Below are 22,210 nucleotides of genomic sequence, written 5' to 3'. Positions count from 1 at the left end.
CGGTTACCAGAAGCGTTGCTGACCGAGACGGCCTAGCCAGGTCAGTGCAAAGCGATCCAGCGCCACGCTGGCAGCCAGACCGACACGCTCCTGCAGGGATTTCTTCTGCACGAAGTGCAGTTGGAACAGATCGGCGTCGCGGGCACGCTCGGCCAGGTACTCGTCACTGGTTTTCAGCTCATCGACCAGCTGTTTTTCCAGTGCAGCCATGCCCAGCCAGACTTCGCCGGTGGCAATTTCATCGATCTCCAGCTGTGGGCGGTAGCGAGCGACGAAGTTCTTGAACAGCTCGTGGGTGGTTTCCAGGTCTTCCTGAAACTTCTCCCGGCCCTTTTCGGTATTTTCGCCGAACACCGTGAGGGTGCGCTTGTATTCGCCAGCGGTCAGCACCTCGAAGTCGATATCGTGCTTCTTCAGCAGGCGATTGACGTTCGGCAACTGGGCGACCACGCCGATGGAACCGAGGATGGCGAAGGGTGCGGAAATGATCTTCTCGCCAATGCAGGCCATCATGTAGCCGCCGCTGGCCGCGACCTTGTCGATGCACACCGTCAGCGGCACGCCGGCCTGGCGGATACGCGCCAGCTGCGAGGATGCCAGCCCGTAGCTGTGTACCATGCCGCCGCCACTTTCCAGGCGCAGCACGACCTCATCCTGAGGCGTGGCCAGGCTCAGCAGCGCGGTGATTTCGTGACGCAGGCCGTCGGTCGCCGAGGCCTTGATGTCGCCATCGAAATCCAACACGTAAACCCGGGACTTCTGCTGCGGCTTCTTCTTGGCAAGTTTGGCCGACTTGGCTTCCTCCTTGCTCAGGGCCTTGAGTTGATCCTTGTCCAGGATCGACTGCTCCAGGCGCTGACGCAGTGCCTTGTAGAAATCGTTGAGTTTGACCACCTGCAGTTGGCCACCACCACGGCGACCACGGCTGCGCACTGCGACGAGGGCGACCAGTACGACGATGAAGGCCACCACCAGCGTGACCGTCTTGGCCAGAAACCCTGCGTAATCAGCAAGAAACTCCACACACTTCCCCTCTATCCAATCGATGGCCTCTCATAGAGACCTTGCGTTACCCAAGCATACCGGCGCCACCTGGGCACGGCCAGACAGCTTCGCGGCTTTCAGCGGATGCATGCCATACGAATTCAAACAAACGTATGAATTTTCGTTGACAGCCTCGGGCCACCCTCCTACCCTCGGCAAACATTCAAGGTTCCCGGGTTGCAGCGGACGTGGGCAGCATCTACCTGATTCGACATGGCCAGGCTTCGTTCGGTGCAGAGGATTACGACGTTCTCTCGCCCTTGGGCGCGCAGCAGTCCAGCCTGCTTGGCAGCCACCTGGCGCAAACCGGGCTACGCCTTGATCGGGCGATCAGCGGCAGCCTGCTGCGCCAGTCCCACACCGGGCGGTTGGTACTCGAACAACTGGAGCAGGCTCCTGCGCTGGAAACCGATCCGGCATTCAATGAATTCGATGCCGAGGGCGTTATCCGCGCCCTGCTCCCGGCACTGCTACCCCATGAGCCGAAGGCCGTCGAGATCATGCGTGACGCCGCGCACAACCGCGCCGAATTCCAGCGCCTGTTCGTGCGGCTGCTGGAAACCTGGATAGGTGGCGATTACGACGCCCCGGCGCTGCAAAGCTGGCAGGCTTTCGTCGACCAGGTGGACGGCGGCTTGCAGCGCCTGCTCGGCAGTGCAACATCCAGAGAGAAAATCGCCGTGTTCACCTCCGGCGGCACCATCACCGCGTTGCTGCACCTGCTGACCGGCATGCCGGTCGCCAGTGCCTTCGCGATGAACTGGCAAATCGTCAACACCTCGCTAAGCTGCCTGAAGTTTCAGGGCGAGCGGGTGACCCTGGCTTCGTTCAACAGCCACGCCCATTTGCAGCTGTTGAATACACCGTCGCTCATCACCTATCGCTGAGCTTCGGCCAACGTACCCGCGAGGGTGCAGAACACCCCGAAAACAAAGGAAACCACCATGAGCGTCGCAGACATCGTCCAAACCATGCAGGCCAAGTTCAACCCCAGCGCCGCCGAAGGCCTGGACCTGGTCTTCCAGTTCAATATCGAAGATGCCGACAACCACTACCTGATCGTCAAGGACGGCACCTGCGACGTCAAACAGGGCGACAGCCCGGACGCCAACGTCACGCTGATCATGGACAAGGAAACCTTCAAGGGCATCACCACCGGTGAAACCGACGGCATGCAGGCATTCATGGCCGGCAAGCTGCGCGCCGAGGGCGACATGATGCTGGCGCTCAAGCTGAGCGAACTGTTCCCGGTCTGAGACCGCAGCGACAGGTTCGGCAGCCAAAACCGGAGTCTTGCGATTCCGGTTTTTTTTCGTCTGCCAGGGACGCATCAGCGGCCTTGATCCGCTACCAACAGCCATATCGATAAGCCGGTGATGTGCTTGTGGCCCCGGGCCGGGCTGATTAGATTGGCCAGATCATCACCGCCAACGACAACTAGAAAGGGATAGGGATGACACTCACCGACCGATCCAGTGCCATTCGCCAGGGCGAGGAACTCGACGCCACTGCCATCGACGTCTATCTCAAGGCGCATATGCATGGTTTGAGCGGCACACCGCAAATCAGCCAGTTTCCCGGCGGCGCCTCGAACCTGACCTATCTGCTGCGCTATGCCGATCGGGAACTGGTGCTGCGTCGCCCGCCGTTTGGCAGCAAGGCGAAGTCGGCCCATGACATGGGCCGCGAATTCCGCATTCTCAACAGGCTCCGTGACGCCTTCCCCTATTGCCCGCAAGCCTTCGTGCACTGCACCGATCCGTCGGTCATCGGCGCCGAGTTCTACGTCATGGAGCGGGTCGAGGGCATCATCCTGCGCGCCGATCTGCCTGCCGAACTGCAGTTCACGCCTGCGCAGACCACCACCCTGTGCGAGAGCTTCATCGACCGTCTCGTGGAACTCCATCAGGTCGATTACGCCGCCTGCGGCCTGGCCGATCTCGGCAAGCCGGACGGCTACGTGGCGCGACAGATCAGTGGCTGGAGCGAGCGCTACGATAACGCCCTGACACCCGACGCACCGCTCTGGCAAGAGGTCAGGCGCTGGTTGCAGGAGAAGATGCCGGCCGACCACCCGCAACCGGCAATCGTGCACAACGACTATCGCTTCGACAATGTGATTCTCGATCCGCAGGATCCCATGCGCATCATCGGCGTGCTCGACTGGGAACTCACCACCCTGGGCGACCCGCTGATGGATCTGGGCAACACCCTCGCCTACTGGATCGAGGCAGACGACCCACCCGCCGTGCAGATGATGCGCCGCCAGCCGAGCAATGCCCCCGGCATGCTGACTCGCCAGGCCTTCGTCGATTACTACGCGCAACGCGCCGGCATCGAGATCGAGTGCTTCGACTTCTATTACATCTACGGCCTGTTCCGCCTCGCCGGAATCGTTCAGCAGATCTATTACCGCTACTACCACGGTCAGACCGCCGACAAGCGCTTCGCCTCATTCGTGCAGATGAACGCATTGCTGGAACAGATGGCTCTTGGGGTCATCGCTCGCTCGTCACTTTGACGTCACCCATTCAGAGAGGCTCACATGTCCAAGACCCAGTTGTTCGACCTCGATGGCAAGATCGCCTTCGTATCCGGTGCCAGCCGCGGGATCGGTGAAGCGATCGCCCATCTGCTGGCCCAGCAAGGCGCCCAGGTGATCGTCGCCAGCCGCAAGCTGGACGACTGCCAGACGGTGGCGGATGCCATCATTGCCAAAGGTGGCAAGGCAGTGGCGATGGCTTGCCACATTGGCGAGATGGAGCAGATCCAGGCGGTATTCGCACAAATCCGCGAGCGCTTCGGCCGCCTCGACATTCTGGTCAACAACGCCGCGACCAACCCGCAGTTCTGCAACGTGCTGGATACCGATCTCGGAGCTTTCCAGAAGACGGTCGACGTGAATATCCGTGGCTACTACTTCATGTCCATCGAAGGCGGCAAGCTGATGAAGGAAAGCGGCGGCGGCAGCATCATCAACGTGGCATCGATCAACGGCGTATCACCGGGTGAGTTCCAGGGCATCTATTCGGTCACCAAGGCTGCCGTTATCAGCATGACCAAGGTGTTCGCCAAGGAATGCGCGCAGTTCGGCATCCGTTGCAACGCCCTGCTCCCCGGGCTCACCGATACCCGCTTCGCCTCGGCGCTGACCAAGAACGAGGCGATCCTCAACTTCGCCCTGCAGCGCATTCCGCTCAAGCGCGTCGCCGACCCGAGCGAAATGGCCGGCGCGGTGCTCTACCTGGCCAGCGACGCGTCGAGTTACACCACCGGCGTGTCGCTGAATGTCGACGGTGGCTTCCTGTCCTGAGGCTACGCGCCCTACTGCCAGTCCTGCAGCGCCTGGTGGGCGGCCTGATTCATCGGCTGGGCCAGCAACCCGGTAGGCGTCAGGCTGATGTTGAATACCGCCCCATCGGCCATCGGCAGATAGGTTACACGGCGGGCCTGGGCATCGAACATGAACAGATCATGCTGGCCCAGGCGCAGCCAGCGCCACAGATCGACGCCATACAGGCTCTGGGTCAGCTCCACCTGGGTGTAGCGAGCCTGGCTCTGCTGCTCGATGGCCAGGAAACGGCTGTTGAGCTTCTCCAGGCGATAGCCCGGCTCGAGGCCGATCAGGTCCGCCAGCCCCTTCCATTGCAACAGGCGCGCATCCAGCTGCCACAGGTCGCCCTCCAGATTGACGCTGCGCTGGGCAGCGCCCTCGGTGATATCGACCTGATAGACATTGCCCGCACGATGAAAACTCAGGGTCAGCAGTGGCTTGTCCGCCGGCCATGGTTCGTAACGGCTCAGGTCGTAGGCCACCAGCCCGACCAGCACTGCGGCGAGCAGAAATACCAGCCCGCAGGTGCCGCGTAGCCAGGCCAGGAACCAGCGCCCGCCGAACAGGATACGCACCGCGACGAAGAGCACCAGCAACGCCAGCAGAGCCGTCGCCCAGGCAAGACCGTTGTACTGCATGGAATCAATTCCTTGTACGTGAAAATGTCGGCATTATGCGCAGCGCATTCGCATGCGAATAGCGCCGACACCGCACAATCGGATACAGGTCGCCTTTTATGTCCCTCCCGTTCGAAATGGCCGTCGATCCCACGACGTTGCTGCTGCTCGCCCTGGTTGCCTTCATCGCCGGATTCATCGACGCCATCGCCGGGGGCGGCGGCCTATTGACCATTCCCGCGCTGCTCACCACCGGCATGCCACCGCACCTGGTACTGGGGACCAGCAAACTCTGTGCGACCTTCGGCTCCGGTACTGCGGGCTATACCTTCTATCGGCGCAAGCTGTTCACCCCGGCCAAGTGGCGCAACGCGATGATCGGCACGGCCATCGGCGCCATTGCCGGTGCCGTGCTGGTGCACTGGATGCCCGCGGAGTGGATCAACAAGATGCTGCCGGTGGTGGTGTTCGCCTGCGGCCTCTATCTGCTGTTCGGCAAGACCCCCAGCGCTCCGCTGGACGCCGACCTGCCGATCGCTAAAAAACGCCAGTGGCCGCAGAGCCTGACCCTGGGTTTCTACGACGGCGTGGCCGGCCCCGGAACCGGTGCGTTCTGGACGGTCAGTACGCTGCTGATGTACCCGCTGGATCTGGTCCGCGCGAGCGGCGTGGCGCGCTCGATGAACTTCATCAGCAATGCCTGTGCGCTGGCGGTGTTCATCGCGGCGGGTCAGGTAGCCTGGGTGCTGGGGCTGTGCATGGGCTTCTCGCTGATGGCCGGCGCCTTTCTCGGCGCGCGCACCGCCATAGGCGGCGGCTCCCGGTTCATCCGCCCCGTGTTCATTCTGGTGGTTCTGGGGCTGACTACGCGGCTAGTCTGGCAGCACTGGTTCAGCGCGGCCTAAGCGGCGCGCCACATACAGATCGATCAGGTATCGAGCGATGGACCGAGACGCCGGTAATGGTGGCAGCTCATGCACGGAGAACCATTGCGCGTCCTCGATCTCCTCCTCCTGCCTGACGATCTCGCCACCGGCATAGCGAGCATGGAAGCCGAGCATCAGCGAGTGCGGAAACGGCCAGTTCTGGCTGCCCTGGTACTCGATTTCGCACACCTCCACGCCCACCTCTTCGCGCACTTCCCGGGCGACGCACTGCTCCACCGACTCGCCGGGTTCGACGAAGCCGGCCAGGGTGCTGTAAACGCCGGTGACGAAGCGCGGTGAGCGCGCCAGCAAGACCTCGTCACCGCGCGTGACCAGCACGATCATGCTCGGCGACAAACGCGGGTACTGACGAAGGTTGCAGCGCGGGCAGTGCATGGCCCGCTCGCCAGCGACGGATTGCATGGCCGTGGCACAGCCACCACAGAACCGGTTGTCACTGGCCCAGGTGCCGATCTGCGCCGCATAGCCGAGCATCTGGAACAACTCGGCGTCGCCTTCGAGCATCACCTGACGCAGGCCCTGCCAACTGCACCCCGGCAGCTCCGCCTTGTCATCGAGCTCGAGGAGGTAGAGCGGCTCACCGCGAAAATGGCCGAGACCATGCTCGGCGATCACCGGCAGGCTCTGACTCTTCAGCCAGTCACGGGGAAACAGCAGGCCATGGGCGTCGCCCAGAAAATGCTGGCGATGGTGTGCCAGCACCAGGCCGCCAGGCTGCCGGCAATCCAACAGTTGGGGAACCCAGCCCGAACGCATCAGGCGGCCACCGGCTGACCCAGGGCGCGCACGCTTTCCGTGGCCAGATCCAGCACGCTTGGCTGCGCCAGACCGTTGTCGGCTTCCAGGTAGTATTCGAGGCTGCTCAGCGCGTCGGCGAGCACCTCCAGGCGTGTTTCGGCAGGCATCTGCTCGACATCGAGCATCTGCGTCTGGATGTAGTCGGCACAGGCACCCACCAAGGCCGCAGCGCGTTCCTGGCCGAGGAACCACAGGCCGCCGCGAACCGCCTGCAGGCTGAACGGCACGTTGGCCAGGTGCATGCGATCACCGGCGGCTTCGAGGTAGGCAGTGATCGCACGCTTGGCCAGGGCGAGACCGGCACGCGCCTCGTCCAGCACCACGATGCGCGCTTCGAAGAGCTGATGCTGCGCGAAGGTGCATACTTCTGGCTCCGGCCGTGGCGTGACCACTCGCTCGCCACGTTCGAGGGTGGCCACCATCCCTTCGACATAGAGCACGGCATCGGCCAGGGTAATCAATTCATCCGGCTGGGCCGCAGCGCCTTCGCACCAGGCAGCGACGGTTGGCAACTGGTTGGCCAGGGAGTTGCCTGCGGAGCTGAGGCCGACCATGGCGAGGGTCTTGCTCAGCTTGCCCAGCAGCGCATGCAAGCTGCTCAGCCCGTCACCCTGCAACGTACCGCGCTCGATCAGATCGAGCAGGTCCTTGACGCTGGCCAGCTCTTCACGGATGGCCGAGCTGAGCGAACGCATGACCGCCTTGCCGGGCCCGGAAAGCCGTTGATATTCCTCTTCCAGCAGGTGATCGGTGAACGGCAACGGAGTGATGCCGAACAACTCGCGCACCTCGGCTGCCAGTGCCCCTCGGCCGCCGGACAACGCGACCAGGTAGAGCAACTCCTTGAGCAGGCTGCGCGGCGGTTCGTAGGCACCGTTGGCGAGGATCTGCCGCAATTCGCGGTCGATCCGCGAGAACAGCTGCTTGCGCGATTTGCGCGGCAACAGCTGACCATCGTTCTGAGCCTCCAGGGCAGCCGCCCCCAACCAGCACAGACGACCGCGCGGCTCGTTGGCGAACAGCCCGTCCAGGCGGCTCATCGCGCGGCCCATCAGGCGCATGCTGGCGGCCGGGTTCTGTTCGCGGATGAAGCCAAGCAAACCGACCTGGTACATCTGTCGCAGGCGGCGGCCTTCGTTTTCCTTGGCGGCTGCGTCCAGCGCAGGCGGCACCATGCGCGGCCTGGCCTGGTCGAGGCGCACGCTGAAGAAGAAGCTCTCCGGTAGCGGCGGCTGCTTGCAGGCGTGGCGCAGATCGTTGATCGCCGGCAGCAGCAGTTCGGGCATTTCCTGGCGATGCGCATCAAGGCCTTCCAGATACCGACGCAGCACATGCAGGGCATTGCTCAGCGCCGCCAACTGGGCGTCACGTTCAGGGCCCACACCAGCGGGAATGTCTGTGGCCTGGTCGAGCACTTCCTGGGCCAGCAGCTCGGCACCGGTGAGCTCGATCAGGTTGAGCGTGCCACGCACCTGTTGCAGGTTGTCCACGGCCTGTTGCAGCAAGCTGCCGTTATTACGCTCGACGATGAACTGTTCGAGGCTCGCTTCGGCCTCTTCGATCGTGGCGAACAGTTCGTCGCGAACCAGCCCCAGTGACGATGCTCCAGAAACCATTCGCTATTGTGCCTCCCGCACAGGTGATAGAACCGCAATCAATCAGCGAACTCGGGGTTCTGCTTGTTCATATGGGCCGCCATGGCCACACGCAGGTCAGCGGATTGCAACATGGCAGCATTCCAGGTGGCGACGTATTCGAGGCCGTCGTCGACGCGATGATCGCGCATATAGCGGATCATTTCCTTGGTGCCGCGCACGGCAACCGGCGATTTTGCGGCGATCACGCGCGCAATGTCCATCACCCCGGCGAGCAATGCGTCGAAATCGCCGTATACCTGGTTGACCAGGCCAATCTCCCGGGCCTCTGCCGCGCCCACGCTACGCCCGGTGAACGCCAGCTCGCGCAGCATGCCATCACCGATGATCCGTGGCAGACGCTGCAGGGTGCCGACGTCGGCGGCCATGCCGATATCGATCTCCTTGATGGCGAACTGGGCATCCTCGGCGCAGTAACGCATGTCGCAGGCCGACACCAGATCGACCGCGCCGCCCAGGCAATAACCGTGAATGGCGGCCAACACCGGCTTGCTGCAGCCGTCGACGGCATTGAACGAGGCCTGCAGGTCGAGAATCTTGCGTCGCAGCGTCCGCGCGTTACGGCCGGGGTCCTTGCCCAGCTGCGTGCCGACCTGGGCCAGCAGGCTGAGATCGATGCCCGAGGAGAAGTGCTTGCCGGCACCGGACAACACCACAGCTCGAATTTCGTCGGTCTCGTCGATCCAGCGGAAGATCTCGATGATCTCCGTCCAGAAGGCGGCATTCATCGCATTGATCTTGTCGGGGCGGTTGATCACCACGTGGGCGACCTTGTCCAGCAGCTCGACACGAAAGGCCTGATATTCGGGCATTGCAGTCATCCTCGGCAGACGGCGCTGGGCGCCCGGGGTACGTTGAACGGATTCTTGTCAGCGGCTCTGAGAGCGCCGCCAAGGCAGCTGCTTGCAAACCGGGCAACTATAGCAAGCAGCGCCTGAAAGTCGATCACGCCCGGTGTGACGTGGAGCACGCCTGGCCCAAGCGGGTGTTTCAGCATGACGGCTGCGCCCGGTTCATGCCTCGATGATGCAATCCACGGTGTAATAACTGCCCTGCTCGCCCTCGTGACGCTGCAGCCCATGCACATCGGCGTCGAAACCCGGGAAGCGCTGCTCGAAGGCCTGTGCGAAGCGCAGGTAATCGATGATCGAGCGGGTTTCCGTGGTGAATCGCTCACCCGGCATGATCAGCGGAATACCCGGCGGATAAGGCACCAGCATCACTGCAGCGATGCGCCCCTGCACGTCGTCGACCAGCACCTCCTCGACCTCGCCACGTACCAACTGGTTATAGGCATCGGCGGGCTTCAGGGCAATCTGCGGCAACACGGTGTACATACGCTTGAGAGATTTGGCGGTGGCGTTTTCCCGGTAGCAGTCGTGCAAGGCGTCGCACAGATCACGCAGGCCCATGCCCTGATAGCGGCCTGCGCCTTCCCGGGCGATGGACGGCAACACGGCGCTCAACGGCAGGTTGGCGTCATAGCTGCGCTTGAATTCCAGCAACTCGGTCAGCAGGGTGCTCCATTTGCCCTTGGTGATCCCCATGGAGAACAGCACGAGGAACGAATACAGCCCCGTCTTTTCGACCACCAGGCCACGCTCCCAGAGAAACTTGCTGACCACCGCGGCAGGAATACCACGCTCGTCGAGACGACCGCCTGCGGTCAGTCCTGGCATCACCAGCGTCACCTTGATCGGGTCGAGCAGCACGTAATCCTCGGCCACATCGCCGAAACCGTGCCAGTCGGCCTCGGGCTGCAGCAGCCAGTCGGGCGTCGACACGTCGTCGGCACCTTCGGTCTGCGGCGGCTGCCAGATGCTGAACCACCAGTCCTCGCTGCTCAAACTCTGACCGAGGTTGGCCAGCGCGCGACGGAAACTCAGGGCTTCGTCGAAGGTTTCCTGGATCAGCGAGCGCCCGGCCGGCCCTTCCATCATCGCCGAGGCCACGTCCAGCGAGGCAATGATGCCGTACTGCGGCGACGTGGAGATATGCATCATGAACGCTTCGTTGAAGCGGTCACGGTCGAGCTTGCGCACGCCACCATCCTGCACGTGAATCATCGACGCCTGACTGAAGGCTGCCAATAGCTTGTGAGTCGAATGGGTGGTGAACACCATGGGCCCACCCGCCTCACGGGTGGTGCCCATACCGTAGCGACCGGCATAGAACTCGTGGAAGGCGGCGTAGGCATACCAGGCTTCGTCGAAGTGCAGAACCTCCACCGAATCGCCCAGGGTGCGCTTGATCAGCTCGGCGTTGTAGCACAGCCCGTCATAGGTCGAGTTGGTCACCACCGCCAGCTTGACCCTGGGCGCACGGCCCCGAGCCAGCGGGCTGGCATCGATCTTGGCCTGGATCGACTCGCGGGAGAACTCGCTCAGCGGAATCGGCCCGATGATGCCCAGCTCGTTACGTTCCGGCGACAGGTACAGCGGAATGGCGCCGGTCATGATGATCGCGTGGAGAATCGACTTGTGACAGTTGCGATCGACCAGCACCAGGTCATCGCGGCCGACCATCGAGTGCCAGACGATCTTGTTGGCGGTCGAGGTGCCGTTGATCACGAAGTAGGTGTGATCGGCGCCGAAATTGCGGGCGGCCCGCTCTTCGGCTGCGGCCAGCGGGCCGGTGTGATCGAGCAGCGACCCCAGCTCGGGCACCGACACCGAAAGGTCGGAGCGCAGGGTGTTCTCCCCGAAGAACTGGTGAAAGGCCTGCCCGACCGGGCTCTTGCGATAGGCCACGCCACCACCATGGCCCGGTGTGTGCCAGGAATAATTGGACTGCGAGGTGTGCTGCACCAGGGCCTTGAAGAACGGTGGCAGCAGGCCATCGAGGTAATTACGGGCAGCACGTGCCACCTGGCGGGCCAGAAACGGCACGGTGTCTTCGAACAGATAGAGAATGCCGCGCAGCTGGTTGAGGTCAGCCATGGCTTCGGCCGGTGCATTTTCGATGGTGACCTGCTCGCCGAGCGCGAAGATCGGCAACTGTGGCGCACGCCGACGGGCGATGCGGATCAGCGCGACCATGTCCTGAAGCAGATGGCGATTTTCCCCGGCGCCCTCGGCGGCAACGAGGATGCAGGCCAGGCCATGATGGGTCGAGGCGACGATGTGCCCTTCCGCCGAGCTGGCGGTGGAGAGGATGGTGAAACCGTCCTGCTCCAGTTCCTGGGCGATGGCCCGTACCCGCTCGCCGGCCACGGTATCGGCCTTGATATCACGATGAACGATGAGTACGGGGAACTTGAGGTCTTTGTACATCAGCAACACCTGAGGTCACACGGGATTGGCCCGCTGTGCCCTCAGGGTAGAGGCTCGCCGGAAAGGACGGAACCCCTCGCGGGCGCGGCTATACGAAAAGGTCGCAATTCGCCGCTCAGGAGGCGGAAGTGTCCTGCTCCATCTGCGCCCATACGGCCGGCGCACCAGCGGATTTCTCGATGGCGGCGAGTCGTGCGACGTGTGCGGCAAGGTCGTCGGCGCTGGCGGCGATCACCGCACCCCGAGCACGGTCGGCCGGTAGGCGACGAATCGGCGTCGGCTGCTGACGGCCATTGCCGTCGCCTTCGGAACCATCGCCCGCCAGGGACAGGTTGGTCTGCCCACCGGTCATCGCCAGGTAGACGTCGGCGAGAATCTCCGAGTCGAGCAAGGCGCCGTGCAGTTCGCGGCCGGAGTTGTCGACGCCATAGCGCTTGCACAGCGCATCGAGGCTGTTGCGCTGCCCCGGATGACGCTCGCGGGCCATTTGCAGGCTGTCGAGCACGTCGCAGTAGGAGGCCAGATCGGCGCGATCATGCTGACCGATCAGGGCGAACTCGTTATTGAGGAAGCCCACGTCGAACGGCGCGTTGTGGATGATCAGCTGCGCGCCCTTGATGAACTCGTAGAACTCGTCGGCGACTTCCTTGAAGCGCGGCTTGTCCTTGAGGTCTTCGCTGGTAATGCCGTGAACCGCGATGGCGCCTTCGTCGATCTCGCGATCCGGCTGCAGGTATACATGGAAGTGGCGTCCGGTCAGGCGGCGACCCTCGACCTCGACGCAACCGATCTCGATGACCCGGTGGCCATCGCTGACCGGCATACCGGTGGTTTCAGTATCCAGTACGACTCTACGCACGCTTCATGCTCCTGATGTCTTCGACGCCGCGGTTGGCCAGTTGGTCCGCACGTTCATTGCCGGGGTGGCCGATGTGGCCGCGCACCCATTGCCAGGTCACGTTGTGCCGGTTCACCTGCTCGTCGAGTTGCTGCCACAGGTCGGCATTCTTCACCGGCTCTTTCGCGGCGGTTTTCCAGCCACGCTTCTTCCAGTTGGGCATCCATTCCTGAATGCCCTTCATGACGTACTGCGAGTCGGTGACCAGGCGTACGTCACAGGGGCGCTTCAGTTCGGCCAGGCCGCGGATCGCGCCCATCAATTCCATGCGGTTGTTGGTGGTCACGGCTTCACCGCCCCACAACTCCTTCTCCACACCCTGGAACACCAGCAATGCGCCCCAGCCACCGACGCCGGGATTGCCCTTGCAGGCACCGTCGGTGTAAAGCTCAACTTGTTCGGACATTCAGCGCCTTTCTATCTATGGTCTGATTCGAGAATGCAACAGCGCTCAGGGCGCGTCGCTATCGCGACGGCTGACCTTGGCTACCGGCATGGGCACCAGCTTGCCCATCGGCTCGCGACGGGACTGGCGCAGCGGGCGCAGGCCGACCACCAGCTTGCGCGCTACCAATACGTAAAAACCGCCACCCGGCGACTGCCAGGCACCGCCCCAACGTTCCAGAGGGGCTAGCCGAGCCTGCCAGGCAGCGGAAGCAAGCGGCGGACGATAACATCCGAAGCGCCGTTTCTCCAGCGCGAAGCCAAGCAGGTTGAGCCAGTCGCCAAGGCGCCCGGGAGCGATGCAGCGCGCGTCGTGGAGGATGTCATGGGCGAACAGATGGCGTACTCCCCAGGCACTCAGCGGGTTGATTCCCACCACCAGCAGATGGCCGCCAGGGCGCACGCTGCGTGCAGCTTCGCGCAGCAGCCCATGGGGTGACTGGCAGAAATCCAGACCGTGCTGCAGCACCACCACATCGGCGGCATGCTCGACCAGCGGCCAGGACTGTTCCTCGCAGACGATCTCGACCCCCGCGAATGGCGCGCCAAGGCGCACGCTGCGCTGAATCTGCTGGGTTTCGATGGCGGTTTCGGCACAGGGGCCGTAATGCACCAGATAGCCGCCGAAGAAGCGTGCCAGTTCTTCATCGAGCAGGCGCTGCTCCTGCTCCAGCAGCAGACGCCCCAGCGGGCTGGTGAACCATTCTCGGGCAGCACCGATCAGCTGGAGCCAATCGGCATCGGCCTGGGCAAAGGGATTGTCGCTCATGGACGCTTGCTCACGGACTCTTGTTCATAGGGATCACCTGCATGGCCATCGTCAACAATGACACCTAAGATGCACCTTTGTCCCCAACTTGGCGACCACCTGATGATCAAGATCGAAGCCCTGAGTGCATTCTCGGACAATTACATCTGGCTGCTCCAGGATGAGCCGCGCAAGCGTGTCGCCGTGGTCGACCCCGGTGATGCCGCGCCCGTGCAGGCCTGGCTGCACGCTCATCCCGACTGGACCTTGAGCGACATCCTGATCACCCACCATCACCCCGACCATGTTGGCGGCGTCGAGCAATTGCGCCGTGACAGCGGTGCCCGCGTCTATGGCCCTGCCAGGGAAAACATCCCCGCCCGCGACCAGGCGCTGGTCGATGGCGAACGTATAGAAGTGCTTGGCCTCTCCTTTCAGGTGATCGACGTACCGGGCCATACCCTTGGCCACATTGCCTTCTACCAGGGCGACCATCACTGGCTGTTCAGTGGCGACACCCTGTTCGCGGCAGGCTGTGGCCGGCTGTTCGAAGGAACGCCAGCGCAGATGCACCATTCGCTGCAACGCCTCGCCGCATTGCCGGATGACACCCTGATCTACTGCGCCCACGAATACACCCTGAGCAACCTGCGCTTCGCCCACGCGGTCGAACCCGAGAATCCGACGGTCGCCGAACGCCTGCAACAGGTCACCGAATGGCGTGAGCAGGGTCGTATCAGCCTGCCTTCCGTGCTGGAACTGGAACGGGCGACCAACCCCTTCCTGCGCGGCGCTGAAACATCGGTTAAAGAAATGATCGCCAGCCGCGAGGGTCGCCCTATCGGCAGTGAGGCCGAGGTTTTCGCCGCGTTGCGCGCCTGGAAGGATCGCTTCTGAAGCGCCGACTGAGCCGCAAAATTCTGGTCAAAACTTGACCACCCCTGGATCGGTTTCTAGAATCCCCCGACTTTCGATCCAGGACGCCCCCACCAACCAATGCCTTCGCAACCTTGTAACTCATTGAATTCAAAGGCATTGGCCTTGCGCTACCCGGCGCTCGCCGTGGCCATCTGTGCCGTTCTCAGCGGCTGCCAGAGCCTGGATCAACAGAACGTTGACTCAGCCCCAGCGGTCGATTTGAGCGGCAGAACGCCGCATGAGCCCCTTTGGATCAATGGATCGGCCCAGGCCGAGCAGCCCAAGGACATCTGGGAGCGGGTACGCGCGGGTTATCAGTTGCAGGACAACATCGGCGTCAACCCGCGTATCGAGCAACAACGCCTGTGGTTTGCCAGCAACCCGTCGTTCGTCGAGAAATCCGGCGAGCGCAGCAGTCCCTACATCCATTACATCGTCGAGCGCCTGCAGGAGCGCAACATGCCGATGGAGCTGGCGCTGCTGCCGATGATCGAAAGCGCTTACAACCCCTTCGCCTATTCCCCAGCCGATGCGGTGGGTCTGTGGCAGTTCATCCCCTCCACGGGGCGCAACTTCAACCTGCGCCAGACCAGCTGGTACGACGGCCGTCGCGACGTCACGGCATCCACCCAGGCCGCCATGAACTACCTGGCCCGCCTGCACGAGATGTTCAACGGTGACTGGCTGCTGGCCCTGGCTGCCTACAACGCCGGTGAAGGTCGAGTCAGCCGGGCCATCGAGCGCAACCAGAAGCTTGGCTTGCCCACCGATTACTGGAACCTGTCGCTGCCTCAGGAAACCCAGAATTACGTGCCCAAGCTGCTTGCCCTTTCTCAGGTGATCATGGCACCCAACGCTTACGGCGTGAGCCTGAGCCCGATCGCCAACGAACCCTACTTCGAGGAGGTGGAGCTCAAGCAGCGCATGGATCTTTCCCGAGTCGCCGCACTCGCCGAAGTCGATGAAGACGAGCTTTACCTGCTCAACCCGGCCTTCAAGAAGCGCATCACCGTCGACGGCCCACAGCATCTGCTGGTGCCGACGCAGAAAGTCGAACTGCTGACTGCCAACCTGTCGACTCTCAAGCCCGAGGATCTGCAGAACTGGCAGGAGTACGTGGTGCGTCCGGGCGATAACCTGCACGGCATCGCCAACCGCTACGAGCTGAGCGTTGCCAGTATCAAGGAGCTCAATCAGATCGCCGGCAACACCCTGCGCGTCGGCCAGCACCTCAATCTGCCCAGCACGGCGCAACCGGCACCGGACTCGACGCCGCAACGCACGGTCAATACCGCCATCGCCTCGCGCAGTTATCAGGTGCGCAACGGTGACAACCTGTGGCAGATCGCCAAGGCTCACAATGTCTCGGTTACCGACATCCGACGCTGGAACGCGCTCAAGGGCAACGCCCTGCGCGTCGGCCAGGACCTCAAGCTGCGGGGGGGCGCGAGCACCCAGGCAGTCGCCCGCGCCGAGCGCGACGACGTGACCTACTACAAGGTACGCAAGGGTGATTCGCTGCACCTGATCGCCAAGCGTTTCAACGTGCAGATGAAGAACCTGCAGAGCTGGAACCCGAGAACCGGCAAGGCGCTCAAGCCAGGCCAGGTCCTGACCCTGCGCCTGCCTGACTGAAGCGCATTGCAACACACTTGATGCACACCGCCGGGGCCGGTCTTTTTCCTGTACAGACAAGCTGTTACTGTACGGAGACCTTTGCCGCCCCGGACCGGATATTGCACTTGAGACGCCCTCTCCTCTCGCTGATTTTCGGCCTGGCCACCAGCTTCCCGGCCCTGGCAACGCTCAGCGAAAGCCACGGGTATGCGCAGTTCGGTGCGCTCAAGTATCCAGCCAGCTTCACCCACTTCGACTGGGTCAACCCCGAGGCCCCCAAAGGCGGCACCTTGCGGATCATGGCATCCGGCAGCTTCGACACGCTCAATCCCTACACCTTCAAGGGCACCAGCCCGGTCGCCACGGCCAACTTTCTGCAATATGGCGTGAACGAACTGAACGAGCCGCTGATGGTCGGCACCGGGATGTACGACCCCTCCGGTGATGAACCCGCGTCCAGTTACGGGCTGATCGCCCAGTCGGTGGAGTACAGCGAGGATCGCAGCTGGGTGGTATTCAATCTGCGTCCGGAAGCACGCTTCCATGATGGCAAGCCGATTACCGCCTACGACGTGGCTTTTTCGTACCGCCTGCTGCTAAAAGAGGGGCACCCGCAGTACCGCACCAACCTGCAGGAAGTGAAGCGGGTCGACATCCTCAATCGCCATCGCGTGCGTTTCGTTCTCAAGCGCTCGAACAATCCGCTGCTGATCCTGCGCCTGGGCGAGTTGCCGGTGCTGCCGCAGCATTACTGGAAGGACCGCGATTTCAAAGCGACCACCTTCGAGCCACCACTGGGCAGCGGCCCTTATCGAATCACCCGGGTCAACCCCGGACGCAGCCTGAGCTTCGAGCGGGTCGAGGACTGGTGGGGCGCCTCGTTGCCGGTCAACCGCGGCAAGTACAACTTCGATCGCGTCGAGGTGGATTTCTACCGCGACAGCCATGTCGCCTTCGAAGCCTTCAAGGCCGGTGAGTTCGACCTCTACATCGAACAGCAGGCGAAGAACTGGGCCAACAGCTACCGCTTCCCCGCCGTCACTCGTGGCGATGTGGTACGTGCGGAAATTCCTCACCAGATCCCTACTCAGACTCAAGCGCTGTTCATGAACACGCGCCGTGGCACTTTCGAAGACGTGCGAGTCCGCGAGGCCCTGGGCCTGATGTTCGATTTCGAGTGGACCAACCGCACGCTCTTCAACAGCTCCTACACCCGTGCAGCAAGCTACTACCCGAACAGCGAGTTCTCTGCCAAGGGCAAGCCGGAAGGAGCAGAATGGCTGCTGCTGTCGCCCTTTCGTGCACAACTGCCGCCGAAGCTGTTCACCGAACCGTTCCAGATGCCGGTCACCGATGGCCGCGGCATCCCCCGCGAAACCTTGCGCCATGCCCTCGGTCTATTGGCCGACGCTGGCTGGAAACCCTCTGGCCAACGCTTGCTGAACGACAAGGGACAGGCGCTGCGTTTCGAGATCCTGCTGGTCAATCCCAACCTCGAGCGTATCCTTCAGCCCTTTACCGAAAACCTCGCGAGCATCGGCATACAGGCCAACCTGAGAACCGTGGATCGTGCCCAGTACAAGCAACGTCTGGATCAGTTCGAATTCGACATGATATTGCTGACCCTGCCGCAAACCCTCAGCCCAGGCCTGGAGCAGTCACTGTACTTCCACTCCAGCCAGGCCAGCGTCAAGGGCGGGAAGAATTACGCAGGCATCAACGACCCGGTGGTCGACGCCCTGCTGGAAAAACTGCTCTCTGCCCGCAGCCGCGACGAACAGGTGGCCGCTACCCGCGCCCTGGATCGGGTGATGCTCTGGCAGTACTACACCATTCCAAACTGGTACATCGACTATCACCGCCTGGCGTACCGCAATCGCTTTGCATTCGTCACCACGCCGCCCTACACGCTGGGGCTGCGCACCTGGTGGCTGAAAACCACGGAGAACGCCCGATGACGCATCCACTGCGCTCATTTCTGATGCATGGCAGCGCCCTGCTGCTGCTTGGCCTTGCCAGCCTGTCCCAGGCTGCCCCACAGCATGCCCTGACGCTTTACGGCGAGCCGCCGAAGTACCCGGCCAACTTCAAGCATTTCGACTACGTCAATCCCGATGCGCCCAAGGGTGGCATCCTGCGTCTGCCAGGCCTCAATGGCTTCGACAGTTTCAACCCGTTCATCCCCAAAGGTAACGCGGCCGACCGTGTAGGGCTGATCTACGACACCCTCACCTACCACTCGCCGGACGAGCCTTTCACCGAGTACGGGCTGCTGGCGGAAAAGGTCGAAAAGGCCGCAGACGACAGCTACGTACGCTTCTTCCTCAACCCCAAGGCGCGCTTCCACGACGGAGAGCCAGTGACCGCCGAGGACGTGATCTTCACCTTCAACGCGCTTCTCGAACATGGCGACCCCATGTACCGGCACTATTACGCCGATGTCGCCAAGGTCGTCGCCGAGAACGAACGCACCGTGCGCTTCGACTTCAAACACGCCGGCAACCGCGAGCTGCCGCTGATTCTCGGCCAGTTGGCGGTGCTGCCCAAGCACTGGTGGGCGGAGCGTGACTTCTCCCGAGGCAGCCTGGAAATTCCCCTGGGCAGCGGCCCGTACCGCATCGCGGGTTTCTCGCCGAACAGTTCGATCCGCTTCGAGCGCGTCAAGGACTGGTGGGCCAAGGACCTGCCCGTGGCCCGCGGCCAATACAACTTCGACGAGATTCGCATCGAGTACTTCCGCGACATGGCGGTGGCCCTCGAGGCGTTCAAGGCTGGCCAGTTCGACGTCAACCTCGAGTACTCGGCCAAGGATTGGGCCACCGGCTACAACTCACCGGCCCTGCGCGCCGGGCGCTTCGTGCAGGAGGCTTTCCCCAACCGCAATCCGGCAGGCATGCAGGGTTTCGTGTTCAACATCCGTAAGCCGATGTTCCAGGATCCACGCGTGCGTGAGGCGATCGCGCTGCTGTTCGATTTCGAGTGGGCCAACAAGCAGCTGTTCTACGGCGCCTACAAGCGCACCAACAGCTACTTCGAGAACTCGGAAATGGCTGCCACCGGTCTGCCCAGCGAAGCTGAGCTGAAGCTGCTGGAGCCACTGCGCGGGAAGATCCCGGAAAAGGTGTTCACCGAGACGTTCAAATCACCGGTCAGCGATGGCAGCGGCATCATCCGTGACCAGGCGCGCCGCGCGTATCAGTTGCTCACGGAGGCAGGCTATCGCATCGAGAACGACAAGATGGTCGACGCCAACGGCAACCAGCTGGCCTTCGAGTTTCTCAATCACCAGGCCAACCTGGAGCGGGTGATCCTGCCGTTCAAGCGTAATCTCGCGGAGCTGGGCATCGACCTGCAGATCCGCCGCGTCGACGTATCCCAGTACATCAACCGCCTGCGCTCGCGGGACTTCGAAATGACCTCGACGATCTGGCCGCAGTCCAGCTCTCCAGGCAACGAACAGCGCGAATTCTGGCACTCCAGCAGCGCCGACAACCCAGGCAGCCGCAACGTCATCGGCTTGCGCGATCCGGCAATCGATCAACTGGTAGACGGCTTGATCCGCTCCGACTCGCGGGCGTCGCTGATCACCCATACCCGAGCGCTGGATCGCGTTCTGCTATGGGGCAACTACGTCGTGCCCAACTATTACGTCGACGCCTACCGCGTGGCCTACTGGAAGCGCTTCGGGCATCCGGAAAAATCGCCGCTGTACGATTACGGCCTGATGACCTGGTGGCAGGAAAAACCCGTCGGCGAAGTGGTCACCCCTGAAGAAGCGCCCACCACCGAGCAGGAAGAACGCTAGATGCTGTCCTATATCCTGCGGCGCCTGCTGCTGATCATTCCGACCCTGTTCGGCATTCTGGTGATCAACTTCGTGATCATCCAGGCCGCCCCCGGTGGCCCGGTCGAGCAGATGATCGCCAAACTCGAAGGTTTCGATGCCGCCTCCGGTGGGGCCACCGGAAGAATCTCCGGAGGCGGCGGTGGCGAGGTGTCCACCGCCGGTTCCAATTACCGCGGCGCGCAGGGCCTCGACCCCGAGCTGATCGCCGAGATCGAGAAGATGTATGGCTTCGACAAGTCGGCGCCCGAGCGTTTCTGGATCATGCTCAAGAACTACGCCCAACTGGATTTCGGCGAGAGTTTCTTCCGTGACGCCAAGGTCATCGACCTGATCATGGAGAAGATGCCCGTATCCATATCCCTCGGGCTATGGAGCACCCTGATCATGTACCTGGTATCCATTCCGCTGGGCATTGCCAAGGCCACCCGACACGGCAGCGCCTTCGACGTCTGGACCAGCTCGGCGATCATCATCGGCTATGCGATTCCGGCATTCCTGTTCGCCATCCTGCTGATCGTGCTGTTCGCTGGTGGTAGCTATTACGACTGGTTCCCGCTGCGCGGACTGACCTCGAGCAACTTCGATGAACTGAGCTTCAGCGGCAAACTGCTGGACTACTTCTGGCACCTGGCACTGCCGGTCACGGCGCTGGTGATCGGCAACTTCGCCACCCTCACCCTGCTGACCAAGAACAGCTTCCTCGACGAGATCAACAAGCAGTACGTGACCACCGCCAGGGCCAAGGGCCTGAGCAACACCCGCGTGCTCTACGGCCACGTGTTCCGCAACGCCATGCTGCTGATCATCGCCGGTTTTCCGGCCGCCTTCATCGGCATCTTCTTCACCGGATCCTTGCTGATCGAGGTGATCTTCTCTCTCGACGGCCTCGGCCTGCTGAGTTTCGAGGCGGCGATCAACCGCGATTATCCGGTGGTCTTCGGCACCCTGTTCATCTTCACCTTGCTGGGACTGGTCGTGAAACTGATCGGCGACATCACTTACACCCTGGTCGATCCGCGTATCGACTTCGAAAGCAGGGAGGCCTGACTCATGGCCCTTTCCCCGCTCAACCAACGCCGATTCGAACGCTTCAAGGCCCACAAACGGGGCTGGTGGTCGCTATGGATCTTCCTTGCGCTGTTCTTCGTGACCCTCGGCGCCGAGCTGATCGCCAACGATAAACCACTGGTGGTCAGCTATGACGGCGAGCTGTATTACCCCGTGCTCAAGCGCTACCCGGAAACCACCTTCGGTGGCGAGTTCCCGCTGCAGGCCAATTACAAAAGCCCGTATATCCGCGATCTGATCGAGCAGAAGGATGGCTGGATGGTCTGGCCGCCGATTCCCTACAGCTACTCCAGCATCAATTACGACCTCAAGGTACCCGCCCCCGCACCGCCCTCGGCGGACAATTGGCTGGGCACCGATGACCAGGGGCGTGACGTGCTCGCCCGGGTGATCTACGGCTTCCGGGTGTCCGTGCTGTTCGCCCTGACCCTGACGCTGGCGAGCTCGGTGATCGGCGTTGCCGCGGGCGCCTTGCAAGGCTTCTATGGTGGCTGGGTCGATTTGACCGGGCAGCGCATTCTGGAAATCTGGTCAGGCCTTCCGGTGCTGTACCTGCTGATCATCCTCGCCAGCTTCGTGCAGCCCAACTTCTGGTGGCTACTGGGGCTGATGCTGCTCTTCTCGTGGATGAGCCTGGTGGATGTGGTACGGGCTGAATTCCTCCGTGGCCGCAACCTGGAGTACGTGCGCGCTGCCCGCGCGCTGGGCATGCGCAATGGCTCGATCATGTTCCGACACATCCTGCCCAACGCCATGGTGTCGACCATGACCTTCCTGCCCTTCATCCTCACTGGCGCCATCGGCACCCTCACCGCGCTGGACTTCCTCGGCTTCGGCCTGCCTGCCGGCGCCCCGTCGCTTGGCGAGCTGGTCGCCCAGGGCAAGTCCAACCTGCAGGCGCCATGGTTGGGGATCAGCGCCTTCGCCGTGCTGGCCATCATGCTCAGCCTGCTGGTGTTCATTGGTGAGGCCGCTCGCGATGCCTTCGACCCGAGGAAATAAG

Annotated in this window: 20 protein-coding genes; 11 read left to right on the top strand and 9 right to left on the bottom strand. The window is 62.5% G+C overall.

The genetic code is table 11. From position 1 onward, the window contains the following. Window positions 1–3: 3 nt before the first annotated feature. The gene (gene sohB / locus ACT9T4_RS04185) at window positions 4–1,023 is read right to left on the bottom strand and encodes a protease SohB (RefSeq protein ID WP_042552598.1); all 1,020 of its coding nucleotides are present in this window, start codon (window positions 1,021–1,023) and stop codon (window positions 4–6) included. A gap of 209 nt (window positions 1,024–1,232) precedes the next feature. On the opposite strand from sohB, the gene ACT9T4_RS04180 reads away from it, so the two are divergent. From ACT9T4_RS04180 to ACT9T4_RS04165, 4 genes are all read left to right on the top strand, one after another. Further along, window positions 1,233–1,931: a histidine phosphatase family protein gene (locus ACT9T4_RS04180; protein ID WP_042552597.1), complete on the top strand. Its 699-nt coding sequence runs from the start codon at window positions 1,233–1,235 to the stop codon at window positions 1,929–1,931. A 57-nt stretch (window positions 1,932–1,988) separates the two neighbouring features. Next, window positions 1,989–2,300, top strand: coding sequence for an SCP2 sterol-binding domain-containing protein (locus ACT9T4_RS04175; RefSeq protein WP_042552596.1), 312 nt, complete (start codon window positions 1,989–1,991; stop codon window positions 2,298–2,300). A gap of 197 nt (window positions 2,301–2,497) precedes the next feature. Beyond that, on the top strand, window positions 2,498–3,565 hold the full coding sequence (locus ACT9T4_RS04170) for a phosphotransferase family protein (RefSeq protein ID WP_042552595.1): 1,068 nt from the start codon (window positions 2,498–2,500) through the stop codon (window positions 3,563–3,565). 24 nt (window positions 3,566–3,589) lie between these two features. Next, window positions 3,590–4,357: an SDR family oxidoreductase gene (locus tag ACT9T4_RS04165; RefSeq protein WP_042552594.1), complete on the top strand. Its 768-nt coding sequence runs from the start codon at window positions 3,590–3,592 to the stop codon at window positions 4,355–4,357. Between the two features lie 11 nt (window positions 4,358–4,368). On the opposite strand, the gene ACT9T4_RS04160 is transcribed toward ACT9T4_RS04165, so the two are convergent. Beyond that, window positions 4,369–5,016, bottom strand: coding sequence for a hypothetical protein (locus ACT9T4_RS04160; RefSeq protein WP_042552593.1), 648 nt, complete (start codon window positions 5,014–5,016; stop codon window positions 4,369–4,371). Window positions 5,017–5,114: 98 nt separating this feature from the next. Here ACT9T4_RS04160 and ACT9T4_RS04155 point away from each other — a divergent pair, with 98 nt between their 5' ends. Next, window positions 5,115–5,900: a TSUP family transporter gene (locus ACT9T4_RS04155; RefSeq protein ID WP_179538192.1), complete on the top strand. Its 786-nt coding sequence runs from the start codon at window positions 5,115–5,117 to the stop codon at window positions 5,898–5,900. Here ACT9T4_RS04155 and nudC read toward each other — a convergent pair. From nudC to ACT9T4_RS04120, 7 genes are all read right to left on the bottom strand, one after another. Next, a complete protein-coding gene (gene nudC, locus ACT9T4_RS04150) occupies window positions 5,868–6,698 on the bottom strand; it encodes an NAD(+) diphosphatase (RefSeq protein WP_499115628.1) in 831 nt (276 codons plus the stop codon). The two genes, ACT9T4_RS04155 and nudC, sit on opposite strands and share 33 nt — an antisense overlap. After that, entirely contained in the window at window positions 6,698–8,356 is a 1,659-nt protein-coding gene (locus tag ACT9T4_RS04145) for a FimL-related protein (RefSeq protein WP_499115627.1), read from the bottom strand. Before ACT9T4_RS04145 ends, nudC begins: the two co-directional genes overlap by 1 nt. Before the next feature lie 38 nt (window positions 8,357–8,394). Further along, window positions 8,395–9,207: a crotonase/enoyl-CoA hydratase family protein gene (locus ACT9T4_RS04140; protein WP_042552589.1), complete on the bottom strand. Its 813-nt coding sequence runs from the start codon at window positions 9,205–9,207 to the stop codon at window positions 8,395–8,397. A 201-nt stretch (window positions 9,208–9,408) separates the two neighbouring features. Beyond that, window positions 9,409–11,667 (bottom strand): Orn/Lys/Arg family decarboxylase, encoded by a 2,259-nt coding sequence (locus ACT9T4_RS04135; RefSeq protein WP_042552588.1) that lies wholly within the window; start codon window positions 11,665–11,667, stop codon window positions 9,409–9,411. Window positions 11,668–11,782: 115 nt separating this feature from the next. Further along, window positions 11,783–12,526 (bottom strand): DNA polymerase III subunit epsilon, encoded by a 744-nt coding sequence (dnaQ, locus tag ACT9T4_RS04130; protein WP_082045724.1) that lies wholly within the window; start codon window positions 12,524–12,526, stop codon window positions 11,783–11,785. Further along, window positions 12,519–12,971: a ribonuclease HI gene (gene rnhA, locus ACT9T4_RS04125; RefSeq protein ID WP_042552587.1), complete on the bottom strand. Its 453-nt coding sequence runs from the start codon at window positions 12,969–12,971 to the stop codon at window positions 12,519–12,521. Before rnhA ends, dnaQ begins: the two co-directional genes overlap by 8 nt. 45 nt (window positions 12,972–13,016) lie before the next feature. Next, window positions 13,017–13,778 (bottom strand): class I SAM-dependent methyltransferase, encoded by a 762-nt coding sequence (locus ACT9T4_RS04120; RefSeq protein WP_179538195.1) that lies wholly within the window; start codon window positions 13,776–13,778, stop codon window positions 13,017–13,019. Between the two features lie 102 nt (window positions 13,779–13,880). Here ACT9T4_RS04120 and gloB point away from each other — a divergent pair, with 102 nt between their 5' ends. From gloB to ACT9T4_RS04090, 6 genes are all read left to right on the top strand, one after another. Continuing rightward, window positions 13,881–14,654 carry a hydroxyacylglutathione hydrolase gene (gene gloB, locus ACT9T4_RS04115; RefSeq protein ID WP_499115823.1) on the top strand — a complete coding sequence of 258 codons (774 nt, stop codon included), beginning with the start codon at window positions 13,881–13,883 and terminating at the stop codon, window positions 14,652–14,654. A 99-nt stretch (window positions 14,655–14,753) separates the two neighbouring features. Then, on the top strand, window positions 14,754–16,310 hold the full coding sequence (locus ACT9T4_RS04110; RefSeq protein ID WP_499115623.1) for a lytic transglycosylase domain-containing protein: 1,557 nt from the start codon (window positions 14,754–14,756) through the stop codon (window positions 16,308–16,310). Between the two features lie 107 nt (window positions 16,311–16,417). Next, window positions 16,418–18,250, top strand: coding sequence for an extracellular solute-binding protein (locus ACT9T4_RS04105; protein WP_042552583.1), 1,833 nt, complete (start codon window positions 16,418–16,420; stop codon window positions 18,248–18,250). A gap of 23 nt (window positions 18,251–18,273) precedes the next feature. Next, on the top strand, window positions 18,274–20,097 hold the full coding sequence (locus tag ACT9T4_RS04100; RefSeq protein ID WP_231570113.1) for an extracellular solute-binding protein: 1,824 nt from the start codon (window positions 18,274–18,276) through the stop codon (window positions 20,095–20,097). Beyond that, window positions 20,098–21,186, top strand: coding sequence for a microcin C ABC transporter permease YejB (locus ACT9T4_RS04095; RefSeq protein WP_042552581.1), 1,089 nt, complete (start codon window positions 20,098–20,100; stop codon window positions 21,184–21,186). It begins immediately after the preceding gene. A gap of 3 nt (window positions 21,187–21,189) precedes the next feature. Next, window positions 21,190–22,209 carry an ABC transporter permease gene (locus tag ACT9T4_RS04090; protein WP_042552580.1) on the top strand — a complete coding sequence of 340 codons (1,020 nt, stop codon included), beginning with the start codon at window positions 21,190–21,192 and terminating at the stop codon, window positions 22,207–22,209. Window position 22,210 lies beyond the last annotated feature (1 nt).

It is taken from the genome of Pseudomonas sp. SZ40 (assembly GCF_052958135.1).
The sequence above is the reverse complement of the archived record's forward strand: the minus strand, read 5'-3'. Positions and strand labels throughout refer to the sequence as shown.